This is a genomic window from Neobacillus drentensis, from assembly GCF_036962765.1.
GTDB lineage: Bacteria > Bacillota > Bacilli > Bacillales > Cytobacillaceae > Neobacillus > Neobacillus drentensis_C.
Genome location: NZ_JBALOS010000175.1, coordinates 1 through 15,872 on the forward strand (window position 1 = coordinate 1; position 15,872 = coordinate 15,872).

14 protein-coding genes are annotated in these 15,872 nt (G+C 40.6%); 2 read left to right on the forward strand and 12 right to left on the reverse strand.

From position 1 onward, the window contains the following. Positions 1 to 34: 34 nt before the first annotated feature. The 8 genes from V7137_RS20890 to V7137_RS20925 form a co-directional block, all read right to left on the reverse strand. Positions 35 to 1,072, reverse strand: coding sequence for a sensor histidine kinase (locus tag V7137_RS20890; RefSeq protein WP_335699857.1), 1,038 nt, complete (start codon positions 1,070 to 1,072; stop codon positions 35 to 37). Then, positions 1,069 to 1,743, reverse strand: a complete 675-nt coding sequence (locus V7137_RS20895) for a response regulator transcription factor (RefSeq protein ID WP_335699858.1) — start codon at positions 1,741 to 1,743, stop codon at positions 1,069 to 1,071. Before V7137_RS20895 ends, V7137_RS20890 begins: the two co-directional genes overlap by 4 nt. A 23-nt stretch (positions 1,744 to 1,766) precedes the next feature. Beyond that, positions 1,767 to 3,515, reverse strand: coding sequence for an ABC transporter ATP-binding protein (locus V7137_RS20900; RefSeq protein WP_335699859.1), 1,749 nt, complete (start codon positions 3,513 to 3,515; stop codon positions 1,767 to 1,769). A 224-nt stretch (positions 3,516 to 3,739) separates the two neighbouring features. Beyond that, on the reverse strand, positions 3,740 to 5,356 hold the full coding sequence (locus tag V7137_RS20905; RefSeq protein WP_335699860.1) for an ATP-binding protein: 1,617 nt from the start codon (positions 5,354 to 5,356) through the stop codon (positions 3,740 to 3,742). A gap of 131 nt (positions 5,357 to 5,487) precedes the next feature. Then, a complete protein-coding gene (locus tag V7137_RS20910; protein WP_335699861.1) occupies positions 5,488 to 6,909 on the reverse strand; it encodes a sigma-54 interaction domain-containing protein in 1,422 nt (473 codons plus the stop codon). 130 nt (positions 6,910 to 7,039) lie between these two features. Continuing rightward, positions 7,040 to 7,825, reverse strand: a complete 786-nt coding sequence (locus tag V7137_RS20915) for a 3-hydroxybutyrate dehydrogenase (RefSeq protein WP_335699862.1) — start codon at positions 7,823 to 7,825, stop codon at positions 7,040 to 7,042. Positions 7,826 to 7,881: 56 nt separating this feature from the next. Further along, on the reverse strand, positions 7,882 to 9,324 hold the full coding sequence (locus V7137_RS20920) for a GntP family permease (protein WP_218347961.1): 1,443 nt from the start codon (positions 9,322 to 9,324) through the stop codon (positions 7,882 to 7,884). 291 nt (positions 9,325 to 9,615) lie between these two features. After that, a complete protein-coding gene (locus V7137_RS20925; RefSeq protein ID WP_335699863.1) occupies positions 9,616 to 9,765 on the reverse strand; it encodes a hypothetical protein in 150 nt (49 codons plus the stop codon). 127 nt (positions 9,766 to 9,892) lie between these two features. Here V7137_RS20925 and V7137_RS20930 point away from each other — a divergent pair, with 127 nt between their 5' ends. After that, positions 9,893 to 10,207: a winged helix-turn-helix transcriptional regulator gene (locus tag V7137_RS20930; protein WP_218347963.1), complete on the forward strand. Its 315-nt coding sequence runs from the start codon at positions 9,893 to 9,895 to the stop codon at positions 10,205 to 10,207. A 16-nt stretch (positions 10,208 to 10,223) separates the two neighbouring features. Then, complete coding sequence (locus V7137_RS20935) at positions 10,224 to 11,147, forward strand: DsbA family protein (protein ID WP_335699864.1); 924 nt, start codon at positions 10,224 to 10,226, stop codon at positions 11,145 to 11,147. 74 nt (positions 11,148 to 11,221) lie between these two features. Here V7137_RS20935 and V7137_RS20940 read toward each other — a convergent pair whose 3' ends face one another. The 4 genes from V7137_RS20940 to mglA form a co-directional block, all read right to left on the reverse strand. Beyond that, positions 11,222 to 11,644 (reverse strand): PstS family phosphate ABC transporter substrate-binding protein, encoded by a 423-nt coding sequence (locus V7137_RS20940; RefSeq protein ID WP_335699865.1) that lies wholly within the window; start codon positions 11,642 to 11,644, stop codon positions 11,222 to 11,224. A 46-nt stretch (positions 11,645 to 11,690) separates the two neighbouring features. Then, a complete protein-coding gene (locus V7137_RS20945; protein ID WP_335699866.1) occupies positions 11,691 to 12,926 on the reverse strand; it encodes a Zn-dependent hydrolase in 1,236 nt (411 codons plus the stop codon). 303 nt (positions 12,927 to 13,229) lie between these two features. After that, the gene (gene mglC, locus V7137_RS20950) at positions 13,230 to 14,252 is read right to left on the reverse strand and encodes a galactose/methyl galactoside ABC transporter permease MglC (RefSeq protein ID WP_335699867.1); all 1,023 of its coding nucleotides are present in this window, start codon (positions 14,250 to 14,252) and stop codon (positions 13,230 to 13,232) included. Between the two features lie 12 nt (positions 14,253 to 14,264). After that, positions 14,265 to 15,770 (reverse strand): galactose/methyl galactoside ABC transporter ATP-binding protein MglA, encoded by a 1,506-nt coding sequence (gene mglA, locus V7137_RS20955; protein ID WP_335699868.1) that lies wholly within the window; start codon positions 15,768 to 15,770, stop codon positions 14,265 to 14,267. Positions 15,771 to 15,872 lie beyond the last annotated feature (102 nt).

The following is a 15,872-nucleotide window of genomic DNA, read 5'->3' on the forward strand; positions in this document are numbered from 1 at the left end:
GTGCCTGACACCCAAAACAACACTGAAAGGTTGATTATAGTGTAATGGTAAAGGTAGTTCCTTTTCCTTCTTCGCTTTCTACTAAGATGGTTCCATCGTGGAGTTCGATGATTTTTTTTACGATGGAGAGTCCTAATCCGCTCCCGCTTTTTGAACGGTCCCTTGCCTTATCGGCCTTGTAGAATCGTTCAAACACATGGATTTGGTCTTTTTTCGAGATGCCAATCCCCGTATCCGTAATGTTCACGATCGTTTTGTCATCTACCTTTTCGAGTTGAACACGGATCATCCCCTGACTAGGCGTAAATTTAATACTATTGTGAATGAGGTTGGTCCAAACCTGACTCATCAAATCCTCATCCGCGGTGATAATGACCTTCTTAAGAGACACATCTAATTCCAGATCCTTTTCCAACCAAAGCGGTTCACAGGCTAAAATGATCGTCCGTATTTGTTGATCTAACCGATAGCTTCTCCGCTCATAGGGATGATGTTTAGATTCTAGTGAGGTCAATTTCATGAGATTATCACTTAACTTTGATAACCTTCTGCTTTCCGTTTCAATGATATTGAGATAATGGTTTCTTTCTTCGTTTGTTAGCTGATCGTTTTGGAGGGCTTGGGCAAACCCCATTATTGACGTTAGCGGCGACTGAATTTCATGTGAGACATTAGAAATAAATTCCTGGCGCAACTCTTCCATTTGCTTTAATTCCTTAGCCATATGATTGATATGATCGATCAGTTTAGTAAATTGATTGGCTCTGCCTACTTTTAGATCGAGGTATACATTAAAATCCCCCTTCGCAATCCTGCTTAATGCCTCCAGTACTTCATGAAAGAGATTATGACGCCTAGAGTTCGTAAATAACGCAATCACAAACCCAATTAACACCATCGTCAAGATACTACTGACGACTTCTGCCATGTGACGAATATAATCGGATGTCTGAAGATCGAAAAGTTGATAGATTCCTGAGACGATGAAATACCCTGCTGAAAAACTAATAGAAACAAATACAATGAAAAAAGTCATCCCAAATAAATGCTGGAAAAACCGTTTGATCTTCATTGTTTTACCTCAAAGCGGTAGCCTAATCCCCGTATCGTCTGAATCCGAAACGGAAATTCTTCTTCTGAGAACCGCTCTCTTAACCTTTTAATATGCACATCGACCGTTCGTTCATCCCCTTCATAGTCATAGCCCCAAATATCTTCAATCAATACCTCTCGTGAAAATGTTTTTCCAGGGTAGCTAGCTAATTTAAACAACAGTTCAAATTCTTTCAACGGAATGGTAATTTCCTTATTTTTAAAAGAAATTTCATGGTTTCTTCGGTTCAGCCTAAAGTCATCAATGGTTATGGTTTGTGAGACCGTTATTTTATACCGTTTTAATACGGCTTTGACTCTGGCTGTTAATTCCACAGGATCAAAAGGCTTAACGAGGTAATCATCCGCCCCCAGTTCAAAACCTTTCACCTTTTGTGAGGTTTCGCCTTTGGCGGTCAACATTAAGACCGGCATATCACTGAACTCACGAATCGCTTGGCATAATTCCCAGCCATCCATGTTTGGCATCATAATATCAATAATCGCTAAATCAACCTTTACTTTTTCGAGCAACTGTAAGGCCTGCACCCCATCCGCTGCTTCAAACAGTTCAAATCCTTCCTTTTTTAAAAAAAGCAAGACCAGTTCACGAATATTGGCATCATCATCGACAATTAAAATCTTTGTCATCTACCCTCATCCCTTTCCAACTATTAAACAGGTTCGCTAATCCGTAATTGCTGTTCGGCAAATTCACGATATAAGGAGTGAGTTTGTACAAGTTGTTTATGTGTGCCGCTTCCGGTAATGGTCCCCTTGTCCAAAAAGATAATTTGATCCGAATCAATGACGGTGGACAAACGGTGGGCAATAACGAGTGTGGTTCGCCCCTTCATTAAATTCTGTAAGGCTTGTTGAACCACTTGTTCCGATTTGCTATCAAGACTGGAGGTCGCTTCATCTAACATTAATATTTTCGGATCCCTCAGAAAGGCACGAGCAATCGCAATTCTTTGCCGTTGCCCACCAGATAATTTAATTCCTCGTTCTCCGACCTCGGTGTCAAATCCATTTGGCAGTTCCGCAATAAATTGATCAGCAAAAGCCATTTTCGCTACCCTTTGTAAATCAGCCTCATCCACTTGTTTATCCATTCCGTAACATATATTATCACGGATGGTGCCTGCTACAATTGGGCTTTCCTGTGATACATAGCCAATTTGGCTTCTCCAAGAAAACAGTGAGAATTCATTAATTGGCTCCTCCCCAAGGAGAATCATTCCTTGTTGCGGTTGGTAATACCGCACCAATAAAGAAAATAACGTTGTTTTCCCGCTCCCGCTTGGACCGACTATCGCTGTCACTTTCCCTGCTTCTGCGGTAAAACTGATATCTTTTAATACCGCTTCCCCATTTTTATATGAATAATGTAGATGCTCCACAGTTATCGGTTGATTCATATTTTGAACGTCCCTCATGGAATCATCTTGTTCCTCTGTCATATCCATAATTGTGATAATTCGTTCTGTGGCGCCCGTTGCCTTTTGAAATTGGGTAAAAAAAGCGGCCAATTGCCCCAATGGCATGACGATTTGAAAAAGATACATAATAAATGCAACTAGGTCCCCCGCCTGTAATGCACCCGACGATACTCTCATTCCACCGAATCCAAGAATCACGACTAGTAATACCATGATGACTACACCAATTAATGGAGTAATAAGCGCTTGAATTTTCGCCTCTTTCAATCCATATTGAAACAATTTGGTGATGCCGCTTTTACCATTCTTATATTCGATTGCTTCCGCATTTGAGGCTTTTACTAAGCGTATTTCTGATAACACTTGCTGAATGATTGAAGTAAACTTTGCTGTTTCGGTTTGCATTCCTTTGGACACCAGATGCATCTTTCGACCAAGTGTCATTAATATGACTGCTGCAAGCGGCAGAGCAATAAACATCAACAAAGCCATTTTCCAATCCAATAAAAGTAAGACTATAATCGAACCAATGATAGAAATGGTCCCTGAGAGGAAATTGGCGAGATGGTCAGTAATTAAGCCTTTTACCACTGCGGTATCATTGGTCATTCGGCTGACCGTTTCACCCGTTTGATTTTCATCATAGAACGGGATTGGTAAGACGAGGAGTTTCTTCCATAAACGGTCGCGAATCCCGGCCACAACCGATTGGCCGATCTGATTTAATAAATAAATGGATATCCCGCTGGCCACCGCTTGGAGTAAGATGGCCGAGACAAGGAGAATTATTCTTGCTGTACTTAAGGTACTAAGTGAAAAATCATTAATAAGATTTTTGGTGAATAAGGGGACTAATAGCCCCACCACAGTGGTCCCTACACTTAATAACAGGGCGATACAAAGGAGAACCTTAGAGGGTTTAGTATGCTGAACCAATCGAATAAACTGGCGCCACCCCTTCTCATTCTTCACATCTGACATATATCTTTACATCCTTTCTATAATCACAAACCTCCATATCGTTGGTTTCACGATTACACACTCGATTATACAAAGCATATATGAATTGAATATGAACTTCTACTTAAGCGCAAAAAGGTGTCAGGCACCACTCGTGGACATTTGTCCACGGGTGGTGCCTGACACCCAGATCGACACCCAGATTGACACACAAATTGACACTCATATCACTAAATTCACCATTCTCAACTAGCGGATGGTAGTTTTATTTCGACTAAGGTTCCTGCTTTTTCATTGCTGCTAAAGGTAATGCTGCCTTGGTGCTGTTTGATGATTTTATGGCTAATCATTAATCCGAGGCCTGTGCCTTTTTCCTTTAGTGTGTAAAATGGTTCGCCTAAACGAGGCAGCAGTTCTTCAGGGATTCCGCAGCCTTGATCTTGTACAGAAATGATGCACTCATCTTCTGCTCCTCTCTGAAGGGTGATATGAATTTCTCCCCCGTCTTTCATAGCTTCCATTGCATTCTTTAATATATTTAGAAAAACCTGCTTTAATTGATTCTTCTCACAGATTATAAAGTAAGCGGATTCTTCAAAATCCAGCTTAAATTGGATATTACTCATCAAAGCCTCTGGGGCTAGTAGTTCAAGTGTACCTTCAATTAATTCAAGGATATTCGTTCGGTTTAGTTGAACGGCTTGGGGTTTCCCTAAAGTAAGCAGCTGGCTCGTAATCGTTTCAATCCGCTCCAACTCACTAAGGAGCAATTCATCAATCGAACTATCCCCCCTTTTATAAAGCTGCATGAAGCCTTTTAGCGTGGTTAGTGGATTCCTAATTTCGTGAGCCACTCCTGCTGCTAACTCCCCAACAATCGATAATTTCTCCGATCGCAGTAGAATTTCTTCAGCTTGCTTTCGTTCAGAGATGTCTCTGCTAATGATCACAATATTTGCGATGAGATCATTCTCTCCTTTTACAGGCATACAGCGTGACTCGAATTCCATCCAATGTCCTTCTTTGTGTTTTAATCGGAATTCCATTGATTGTGATTCTTTCTTGTCGAACATCAATTTAACGGTCGTTCGAAACCGATTCACATCGTCAGGATGAATAAACTTACATAATTCAAAACTCTCAAGCTCGCAGCATTGAAACCCTAAAACCATCTTGTGTGAAGGAGAAAAGTAACTGATCGCCTGCTCTTTATCCATAACCATGATCAGGTCGGATGTATTCTCAGCGATAAGACGGTATTTGGATTCACTTCCTTCAACCAGCCTATACATATCTGTTAATCTAGAATTTAATCTATGCAGCTTCATATATGACTCAACAAGCAATGCACCAATAATAACCCCTAACATCACAAATAGTAAATATTGGATATGAAAGATAGGGTTATCAATAAATATGTTAAAAACAATGACAGTGATTCCATACATCACAATATAGGCAGCAAATAAGATGAAACTTCTTTTAATCGCGGTGAATCGTTTAATATAGTAATAAATGACTGAAAAACCCATCATCAAGAATCCCCAGCCAATAATAGCCGGGTACCACTGACCACTTGTCAACAATCTTGTGAGTAAGGAAATTAGCCCTGTAATTAATCCTGGCAGCGGTCCAAGATAGGCAAAAATGAGAATCACAGGGGCATACCTGATATCATAAGAATACTCCTGTTGTTGGAATGACAGCATAATTAGGATAACGGAAACTACTCCCGCATATAGAGAGGTCCAAATGCGAATCAGCTTAATGGGTCTAAATTTAATAAATGAAAAGATGACTAAAGGTGTACTCACCAGCAGTGAAAAAATTGCGAGATTAACAATATAGTCTAACAGGATCAACTTACTTCCACCCACTCTAAATATTTTCGAAATATTTCCTCTTATCATAAACTAGAGTTGTTACTATTACCATAGAATAATTTTCTTTTATACATTGAGATTAATCCCCATCAACAACTAAGAAATTATTGCTATTTTATATCATATAATTTGCACTTTTCATAAAAACTCGTTTTCCCGATATTCAATAATTTAGCCGCTTCCTGCTTATTGCCGTTTGCCACTTTTAACGCATTTAGAATTGCTTCCTTTTCGGCAAGAGCAAGCGTTTCTTTTAATGGGGAAATTTGTAACGGCGTTTCTCGGGCCGACAAAAGATTGGAGGAATTTGCAGCATTAACAAAGGTAGTCTTATGCTCTATTTCACGTAAGTAAAGTGGCAGGTGGACCACTTCAATCGTTTTCCCATCTAGAACATTAATGGATCGTTCCAATACATTCTCAAGCTCCCGAATGTTTCCTGGCCATGTATGCAGCATTAGTCTTTCTTTTACTTCAGTCGATAGCACAATACCTTTGCGGTAAAATTTTCTCTCTAATTTTTTTAATAGACTTTGAGAGATGAGTGGAATATCTTCTTTTCGTTCACGAAGTGGGGGAATTTCTAATTTGATCACATTTAAGCGGTAGTACAAATCCTGGCGGAACTTTCCTTCCTCCACCAGCTTCTCTAAATCCCGGTGGGTCGCTGCAATGATTCGTACATCTACAGAAATAGACCTTTGACCACCGACGCGTTGAACCTCTTTTTCCTGTAAGACTCTTAAAAGTTTACTTTGCATCGAGAGTGGCATATCCCCAATTTCATCTAGAAAAAGGGTCCCATTGTCAGCAATTTCGAACTGCCCCTTCTTGCCGCCTTTCTTTGCTCCTGTAAATGCACCGTCATCATATCCAAATAGTTCCGATTCTAGCAAATGTTCAGGTATAGAGGCACAATTAATCGCCACGAAAGGCAAGGATGCCCGCATGCTGCTATTATGGATGGCATGTGCAAATAATTCCTTACCTGTCCCAGAATCACCAATCAATAAAACGGATGAGTTGCTTCCAGATATTCTTTCTGCTAATTTCTTTGTTGCTTGAAAAGTAGAGTTTTTTCCAATTAAATCATGGAATTGGTATCTACTTTTCAGATCTTTTTCAAGTTTGGTTTTATAATACTTTAATTCTTCGACAAGCCCTTGTATTTTGGTCTTATACATCCGCCATTCCTCAGGAGTGCGAAACATGACTGTTCCGACTGCTCCGACTACTTTTCCATCCTCCATGATGGGGAAACGGTTTGCAATCATTTCACTGTCATTAATCGGATGAAGAGCAGCAAGCTCTTTCTGCCCTGTTTTGGCGACGATGTGCATGCGTGTATTTTCAATGACATCCTGTACAGGCCGGTGGATGGCATCTTTCACGGTTGTTCCTAAAAACTCACAATATGCTTCATTTATGTAAAGAATAATACCATTATGATCAACGACGACAATTCTTTCTGCTAATAGATTAATAATTTGCTTATGCCAATTAACAGGGATTCCCTCAAGCCCTTCGAACATTCTTTTCCCACCTTTGCACATTAGACATTGTCATTATATCAAATAACGACATAGGATTGAGAAATTGGAAGTATTTTCATGCAAAATAAAAATCCTATTCGAACAATCGAATAGGATTCACTATTTGCAATTATTGGGCAGTGTATCCGCCATCTAGAATGACTGCTTGACCTGTTACACCTCTTCCTTTGTCACTTGCTAAAAAGACCGCGTAATCTGCAATTTCTGTTACCGATAATAGCCTTTTTTGCGGAACTAGCGGAAAGAGTACTTCTTCAATGACACGATCTAAACTGACATTCCGACTTTTTGCTAAATCTCCCAATTGGTTTCTTACCAGTGGCGTATCCACATAGCCTGGACAGAGAGCATTTACGGTGATTCCGTCCGCAGCACCCTCTAATGCCGCCACTTTGGTCAAACCAATGACGCCGTGCTTCGCACTATTATAGGCAGCCTTGCCGGCAAACCCGATCACACCATTAATCGAAGCCATATTGATGACTCTTCCAAAACCTTGTTTCTTCATAATCGGGAATACATTTTTAATCCCGATAAAAGGAGCGGTTAACATGATTTTGACTAGTAATTCGAATTTTTCAGTAGGAAACTCCTCGATGGGAGATACATACTGCATTCCTGCGTTATTGACTAAAATATCAAGGCTGCCGAAGGTTTTATTAGCAAACTCAAGGCTGCTTCTAAACGCTTCCTCGTCGGTAACATCACATGGCGCAGAAATAGCTTCAAGTCCTTGCTCTCTTAGTTCAGCAGCCACTTCTTCGCTTTTGGGAGCATTTACATCTGAAATCACCACTTTTGCTCCTTCTTGTGCAAAAGTCTTCGCGATTTCTAATCCAATACCACTTGCAGCCCCTGTAATAAATGCTGTTTTTCCTGCTAATGATTTGCTCATACGAGCATCCTCCTTAATAACTAGAAAACTATTTTTCTATATTTTCACACCACGATTTAGATAATCCCAAATAAAGTATAGAGACCAATAACGAAGAAAACGGCTACCGTTTTAATAATCGTTACGGCGAAAATGTCGCGGTACGATTGCTTGTGTGTTAATCCTGTCACGGCAAGCAGCGTAATGACAGCGCCGTTATGTGGAAGTGTATCCATTCCACCGGATGCCATCGCAACAACACGGTGCATAACTTCTGGTGGAATATTTGCTGCTGCAATCGCCTGATTGTATTTATCAGCCATTGCGCCTAAGGCAATCCCCATACCACCAGAGGCAGAACCGGTAATACCTGCAAGGGAACTAGTTGTAACCGCACCATTAACGAGCGGATTTGTAAAGGTACTAGAAATGCCATCACTAATTTTTGTAAATCCAGGAAGAGAAGAAATAATTCCACCAAATCCATATTCGGCACCCGTATTCATTGTCGCAAGCAAGGCGCCGGCAATACTTAAGTTAAGTCCTTCTTTAAAGTTCACGGTTACTCGTTTCCAATCAAAGGCAAGTGTCGTGATAATCCCAACTACTAGCGCCATTTCAATGGCCCAGATAGCTGCAACAGTAGGTACATCTACTGTATAAGCCTTTAAACCAATCGCAGAAAAATCAAATCCGTTCGGATACCATTTTGGGATGTAGGTGATGAACAGTTTGTTTGTAACCCCTACTAACACAAGCGGTACAAACGCCATGATTTGTCTTAATACAGATTGCTGTGAAGTTAAATCCGGAACAACTACGTCTTCCTTATGATTTGCCTTGGCCAAATCCAATGCGGCTGCATTCTCATTTCCAAATCCAAAATAGCCTTCTCCTGCTTTTGCTGCCTTTTTCCTGCGTGTTTCTAGATATAAGAGTCCAAGTCCTAAGACAAAAATGGCGCCGATAATGCCAAGTGTTGGTGCCGCATAAATATCTGTTTTAAAGAAAGCAATGGGAATAACGTTTTGAATTTGTGGAGTCCCTGGCAGGGCATCCATTGTGAATGTGAAAGCACCAAGTGCGATCGTTCCTGGGATTAAGCGCTTAGGGATATTTGCTTCTCTGAACATTTGGGCAGCAAATGGGTAAATAGCAAAAACAGCTACGAATAAGCTTACACCGCTATACGTTAATATAGCGCCTAATAATACGATAGTTAGCATCGCTCGTTTTGCACCAAGGAGACGGACGATCGTCTTCGCGATCGATTCTGCAATCCCGGACATTTCAACCACTTTTCCGAAAATCGCTCCTAATAAAAATACCGGGAAGTAAGATTTAATAAATCCGACCATTTTTTCCATGAAAACGCCGGAAAAGAACGGTAAAACATGGCTTGGGTCAACGAGTAAAACAGCTAAAAGTGCACAAATCGGTGCAAATAAGATAACTGAAAATCCTCGGTAGGCAACAAACATTAATAGCCCTAGTGATAAAAGAATAATAAGTAATTGCATTGAAATCCCCCTTTGTTTTTTAAGTAAGCTTCAGAACCCCCTTGTTAGGTAAGCGTTTACAACCAAAAGCTCACCTTATTTAAATGCAAGTTCCATGCCAAGATTCATAACCGAATTTAGAAAAATACAAATTTTCTTTATTATCATACAAGTATAATACTAAATTTTTATTTTACATAACTCTTAAACACAATACCCTGCTTATTATATTTGATTAACATTCCGGAAATTCGGAAATTCTCGGTTATTCGATTCCGACGAGGCGGAATTTTCCGTATTTTCGGAATCCATTTACCTTGCTGTTTTTAAAATGGCTGGATTAACCTTGAATGAAGCTTCTGTTTTTTCCTTAACCGTTTCAAGCTCGACACCATCTTGGAGTTCTTCTAGTATCACTCCTTCTGTGGTTACACGAAAAGCGGCTAGTTCTGTCACAATCATGTCGGCTACACCCTTTCCTGTTTAGGGCATTCGGCAAAGGCTAGCATTTAAGAAAATATAGTATACTTTTTATACTTGATATATTTTTTATATCATATATACACTAAAAGTAAGTGAGGTGTGTATATTGGAAATTTGCCCTTATTTGGAATATTCATTTGAAATATTAGGTAAAAAATGGAATGGACTTATAATCCATTACCTTTCCCTCTGCCCCAACGGTCAAGCCCATTTTTCAGAAATCAAACGGGACATAGCAGATATTACACCGAGAGCCCTTTCGTTAAAACTAAATGAACTGGTTGAGTTCGGGTTAATTGAAAAAAAAGTAACAGCAGGTTCACCCGTCCATATTTCGTATCTACTTACTGAAAAGGGAAAAACTTTGACAATGGCACTTGGCCCCATCCAGCAATGGGCGCAGAAATATAAGAACAAATAAAGAAAAGAGGATAACCATGACTAATAAAATGGTGTGCGATTTAGAAACAGGCGTATGTGGTGAAGCATCAGATAATGATTTAGAGACAATTGTTCTAAACCAACCTCAAAAGAAAATTACTCTTTATTATGTAACGGATCCCATTTGCTCACACTGCTGGGCGCTTGAGCCCGTTTTGCGCAAATTTGAAGAGCAGTTTGGACATTACTTTGAATTACATACAGTGATGGGGGGATTACTTGAAAATTGGGATGGATTTGCTGACGTAGCCAATGGCATCGGCAGCCCTTCAGATGTTGCTGGTCACTGGCGTGAAGTAGGAGAGTACTCCCGCATGCCTATTGACGGGACATTATGGCTCGATAATCCAGTTCAATCCTCTTATACTCCCTCCCGTGTATTTAAAATGGTTCAACAAAAGGATGAACATCTAGCACGTACTTTTTTACGCCGGGCGAGGGAAGCGGTGTTTGCCTTTAACCAGAACATCGGGGATGAACAGGTATTGATTAACATCGTCAATCAAATTGGGTTGGCTGGGGAACAAGTAGTGCGAGAATCCGGTCTTTCAGATGGGCATGAATATTTAAATCAAGATTTGACATTTGCCAGAAGCCTTGGTGTGCGTGGATTTCCAACCGTGATTATGGTAAATGAAGAGAATAAAGGCGTCAAAATCGTTGGTTCACGTCCGCTCGAATACTATATAAAGGGACTTGAACAGATACTAGGAGGAACTGAATCCGTAAAAGGAAAGACACCGCCGTTGCTTACAAACCTCCTTGAAAAAGAAGGGTTATTATTCGCAAAAGAAATCGAAGTATTATATGACCTTGAGCCTACTGAAGTGAACACATTCATACAAGAAGCCCTTCCATCCAATGATTACGAATTAAGAGAAATTCTTGGCGAAACCTATATTTTCAAAGAGTCTTATTAAACAGATCGATATAAAGAAAACGGGGAGCATTTGGGCATGCTACTCGCTTTTTAATCTGACGCCGTCAATCATTCCTAATCCTCCATCGCTTTTATATAGCCAACCTCTTCAACGAGCTCTTGGCCCTGTGGTCCCTTCATCCAATCCAGAAATGGGTTAATTGTCCGCTTGTGGTTGTCCTTCACTGTAATCGCATAAAGGGTGGCGGTGAATGGATATTTTCCGCTCGCGATGTTTTCAGGATTGGGTTCAATACCATTAATGGCCAACAGCTTGATGTCTGTGTTGGCTTTCATTCCTGTTGCAAAGAACCGAAACGAAAAGCCAATTGAATTGTTATAGTTTCGGAAGTCAGCAACACGTTCAATGATCCCGCCCATCCCTTCAGGTACATCTTCTTTGAGAGCTTCATGATGGGCGTTTGACCCATGATCTTTTCCAAAAGCGTTTGACTTCCTGAATTTTTCGGACGCTGGAATGCTAAGGCCCACATTCAAAAAAAGAAACCCTTCCGCATCGCGAAAAGGTCTCCCTTAAAATCGATTATTTTGACAGCATGGTTAAAACCGTATCCAATAAAACATTAACCCCTTTTTCGCAGTCTTCCCACGTGGTTAATTCTTCTTCACAATGGCTTTTTCCATTAATACTAGGGACAAACAGCATCGCTGTCGGCACGAAACTAGCAATGAACTGGGCATCATGACCAGCACCTGAAACCATTCTTTTATTGGAATACCCAAGCGACCGGGCCGATTCTTCTAGCGCCTTGCAGATTTCTGGTTCAAACCAGACTGTGTCCCGCTCCCATAATTTTGTTGTTTTGACTTCACAGCCCTCATTTAAAGACGTTAATGTTGGGAGTGCTTCGATGAAGTTTTTAACCGTGCGGACAATTTCCATGTCTTTATGGCGGGCTTCTAAAGTAAAGATCACCTTATTTGGAATGACAGTATGGATGCTTGGGTACACGTTCACCCTTCCTATCGTAAAGACTAGCTCTTCATCCAATACTCCCAACCGCCTGCGAATTTCATTGATTAAGTTATTCGCAGCAAACAGGGCATCTTTTCTCATACTCATAGGGGTGGTGCCGGCATGATCAGATTCTCCTGTTATTTCAATCTCATAACAGGCCATCCCTACCACACATTCAACCACACCAATTGAGAACTCTTCTTTTTCAAGGATAGGGCCTTGTTCAATGTGGAGTTCTAAAAGGGCAGCTGCCTCTTTCAAACGATTCTCCACTTCTCCTTCGTAGCCGCTTGCCTTTAAGGCCTCCCCAAAGGTAACTCCCTCTGAATCTACCTTTTTCAACATAACTTCCTTATCAAATTTTCCGGAGAGCACGCCTGATGCCATCATGGATGGTTCAAACCTTGCCCCCTCTTCATTCGTAAAATTCACAATTGTAATTGGGATTTGTGGTTTAATTTGATTTTCGACCAACGTTCTGACCACTTCTAAACCGGCCACGACCCCTAAGACACCATCGAAACGGCCGCCTTTTTTCACCGAATCCAAATGGGAGCCAAGTAGAATTGGCGGTTTATCTTCGGTGCCAGCCAATGTTGCATACATGCAGCCCATATCATCAACAGTGACTGTTAGCCCTAACTCCTCACAGCAAGCACGGAAATAATCCCTCACCCGAATATCTTCCTTTGAAAGGGATAGCCTTGTGACCCCATTGTTTTCTGTCCGGCCAAAGTTTGCAAATTGTTCTAATGTCGTTTTCAGTCTTTCTCCATTAATCAATAACTTTTGTCGTTGCATGATTAAACACTCCCCTTTTTTAAATGAGATTACGTGCATGTTATCTGTTTCATAGATCACATGGAGGATAAAAACGTAAATTTGCCGATTTTCGTTAGGAAGCAGCTTTTGGACCCAAAGATCCCTTACGGTGATATTTATGTAAATATTCAGTCAATACCTTCATTATACACCACTGCCAAGCCCTGTCATTAGACAAAACATCAAATCCCACCTACAAATTGTTTGATAGTTTGTATGAAAAAAGGTGTCAGGCACCACTCGTGGACAAATGTCCACGAACGGTGCCTGACACCAGCAATCTTATTTTTTCTTTGCGTGTTTGCGCATGTCGAAGGCTACGGCTACTACGATGATTAGTCCTTTTACGATGAATTGGATGTATGGGCTTACGCCAAGGAAGGCTAGTCCGTAGTTGATGATTTGGAATATTAATACCCCGGTTACTACGCCTGGTACTGATCCAATCCCACCAGATAGGGATACACCACCGACTACGCAGGCTGCGATGGCATCGAGTTCGTACATGTTTCCTGTATTGTTTGTCGCACTACCAACACGACCAGCTTCAAGCGTACCAGAGAAGCCATATAATAGACCTGCAATCATATAGATAATAATCAGGTTTCTTGCAACGTTAACACCAGATACTTTTGCTGCTTCAGGGTTCCCCCCGATTGCAAACATGTTTTTACCTAATTGAGTTTTATTCCAAATAACCCAGATAATCACAGTTGTGACAATCGCATAAATAACTAGATATGGAAGTTCATATGATCCAATTGGAATCCCACGTTGGGCAAATGTTGTAAATTTTTCGCTTAATCCACCGATTGGCTGTGCACCATATGGCGGGCGGTCAAAGTAGATAGATGTGATTCCGTATACACCAATCATCATGCCTAATGTGGCAATGAACGGTGGTACGTGTAATTTAGCGACAACCACACCATTTAATGTAGCAATTAAACCAGTTGCAACCATAGCAATTAGGATTGGAACAATTAGTGGTAATTCAGGCAAATTCGGATACATTTTATAAGCATAATCGCCCGCTTGCAGCATAGACGCAGACACAACCGCCGCAAGCCCGACCAATCGTCCGGCGGATAAATCTGTCCCAGCGGTAATCAGAATTCCTGCCATCCCGAGCGCGATGATAATTCGGGAAGATGATTGGCTTAAAATATTGATCAGGTTAGTAACTGATAGAAAGTCAGGAGAAGCAATTACGATTCCAATGACAAGCAGGATTAAAAAGACATATATCACATTATCAAAGAGCAATTTGGTTATACTGCTTTTTTGTGTAGCTGATTTATTCATTTGCATCTCCTCCTAATACAAAGCTGCTAAGCGCATAATTTCTTCTTGGGACGTTGTTGCCGTTTCTACGATCCCTGCTGCTTTTCCATTACTCATAACTAAAATTCGGTCAGAAACACCTAATAGCTCTGGCATTTCTGAAGAAATCATGATAATTCCTTTTCCTTCAGCAGCTAACTCGTTAATTAACTGGTAAATTTCAAACTTTGCCCCAACATCAATTCCTCGTGTCGGTTCATCTAGTAATAAAATTTCCGGTTTTGTTAACAGCCAGCGCCCGATAATCACCTTTTGCTGGTTACCACCTGAAAGACTGCCGATAGATGTTTTTTGCGACGGGGTTTTTACTTTCATGGAATCAATTACCCATTGCGTATCGTCGGCAACTTTGCGGTCTGATAAGAACCCGCTTTTTGTTTTATATTGTTTCATGTTCGAAATGATTGAGTTAAAACTGATACTTAAATCAGGGAAGATTCCTGTCGATCTTCTTTCTTCTGTAACAAGAGCAAAGCCATTTTTGATAGCATGCTGGGGTGAATGATTTTTGACAACCTTGCCATTTAATTCAATCGTTCCAGATGTTATTCCCCTTATACCAAATAAGGCTTCCACAACTTCTGTCCGTTTGGAACCAACCAAGCCGGCAATCCCTAATATTTGGCCTTTTCTTAGTTCAAAGCTAACATTTGAAAAAGAAGGCTGTGTTTCTCCAGTCAAATCAGTGACTTTTAAAATGACATCCCCTGGCTTGTTTACCTTAGCTGGGAAGCGTTGTGATAAGTCACGGCCAACCATCAGTTTGATGATTTCGTCAGTGGTTAAATCTTTCGCGCTTTTCGTCGCTATATATTGACCGTCCCGCATGATCGTTACTTCATCCGAAATCTTTAAGATTTCCTCCATTTTGTGAGAAATATAGATAATCGCTACATTCTCACTTTGAAGTCTTCTGATGATTCTAAAGAGATGATTGACTTCCGTCTCAGTAAGTGATGAGGTTGGTTCGTCCATTACAATAATTTTCGAATGGTAGGAAACAGCCTTTGCAATTTCCACCATTTGCATTTCGGAAACGGATAACGTACTCACCTTACTGCGTGGGTCAATATTAATGTCGAGACTTTTAAAAATCGCTGCTGTATCCTCATACATTTTCTTCTCATCTATAAAAATACCTTTTTTTGGATAACGGCCCAACCAGATATTATCCATAACATTCTGTTGACGCACCTGATTTAGTTCTTGGTGCACCATCGATACTCCATTTTCAAGCGCCTGCTTCGAATTAGCGAAGGAAACCTCTTTTCCATCAAAAAGAATTTTGCCTTTATCCATTGAATAAATACCGAATAGACATTTCATGAGTGTCGATTTTCCTGCCCCATTTTCGCCCATTAAGGCATGAACCGATCCGGGCTTTACTTTAAGGGACACATTATCTAAAGCAAGTACCCCCGGAAATCGTTTGGTTATGCTTAGCATTTCAAGTAAATTGGTAGTACTGGATTCTGACATGAGCGAACCTCCTTGTTATACCATTTGAAGATATATGACACGGATTAGGTGTGTCATCTAAATTTGTTAGAAGAATTTCTTTTTCAAAGGCTATTTTCGCAT

Excerpts from the sequence above, each read along its gene's own strand:
- V7137_RS20910 (WP_335699861.1), bottom strand. The coding sequence starts at position 6,909 with ATGTTCGAAGGGCTTGAGGGAATCCCTGTTAATTGGCATAAGCAAATT.
- V7137_RS20890 (WP_335699857.1), bottom strand. The coding sequence starts at position 1,072 with ATGAAGATCAAACGGTTTTTCCAGCATTTATTTGGGATGACTTTTTTC.
- V7137_RS20915 (WP_335699862.1), bottom strand. The coding sequence starts at position 7,825 with ATGAGCAAATCATTAGCAGGAAAAACAGCATTTATTACAGGGGCTGCA.
- mglC (WP_335699867.1), bottom strand. The coding sequence starts at position 14,252 with ATGAATAAATCAGCTACACAAAAAAGCAGTATAACCAAATTGCTCTTT.
- V7137_RS20925 (WP_335699863.1), bottom strand. The coding sequence starts at position 9,765 with ATGATTGTGACAGAACTAGCCGCTTTTCGTGTAACCACAGAAGGAGTG.
- V7137_RS20920 (WP_218347961.1), bottom strand. The coding sequence starts at position 9,324 with ATGCAATTACTTATTATTCTTTTATCACTAGGGCTATTAATGTTTGTT.
- V7137_RS20945 (WP_335699866.1), bottom strand. The coding sequence starts at position 12,926 with ATGCAACGACAAAAGTTATTGATTAATGGAGAAAGACTGAAAACGACA.
- mglA (WP_335699868.1), bottom strand. The coding sequence starts at position 15,770 with ATGTCAGAATCCAGTACTACCAATTTACTTGAAATGCTAAGCATAACC.
- V7137_RS20900 (WP_335699859.1), bottom strand. The coding sequence starts at position 3,515 with ATGTCAGATGTGAAGAATGAGAAGGGGTGGCGCCAGTTTATTCGATTG.
- V7137_RS20935 (WP_335699864.1), top strand. The coding sequence starts at position 10,224 with ATGACTAATAAAATGGTGTGCGATTTAGAAACAGGCGTATGTGGTGAA.
- V7137_RS20895 (WP_335699858.1), bottom strand. The coding sequence starts at position 1,743 with ATGACAAAGATTTTAATTGTCGATGATGATGCCAATATTCGTGAACTG.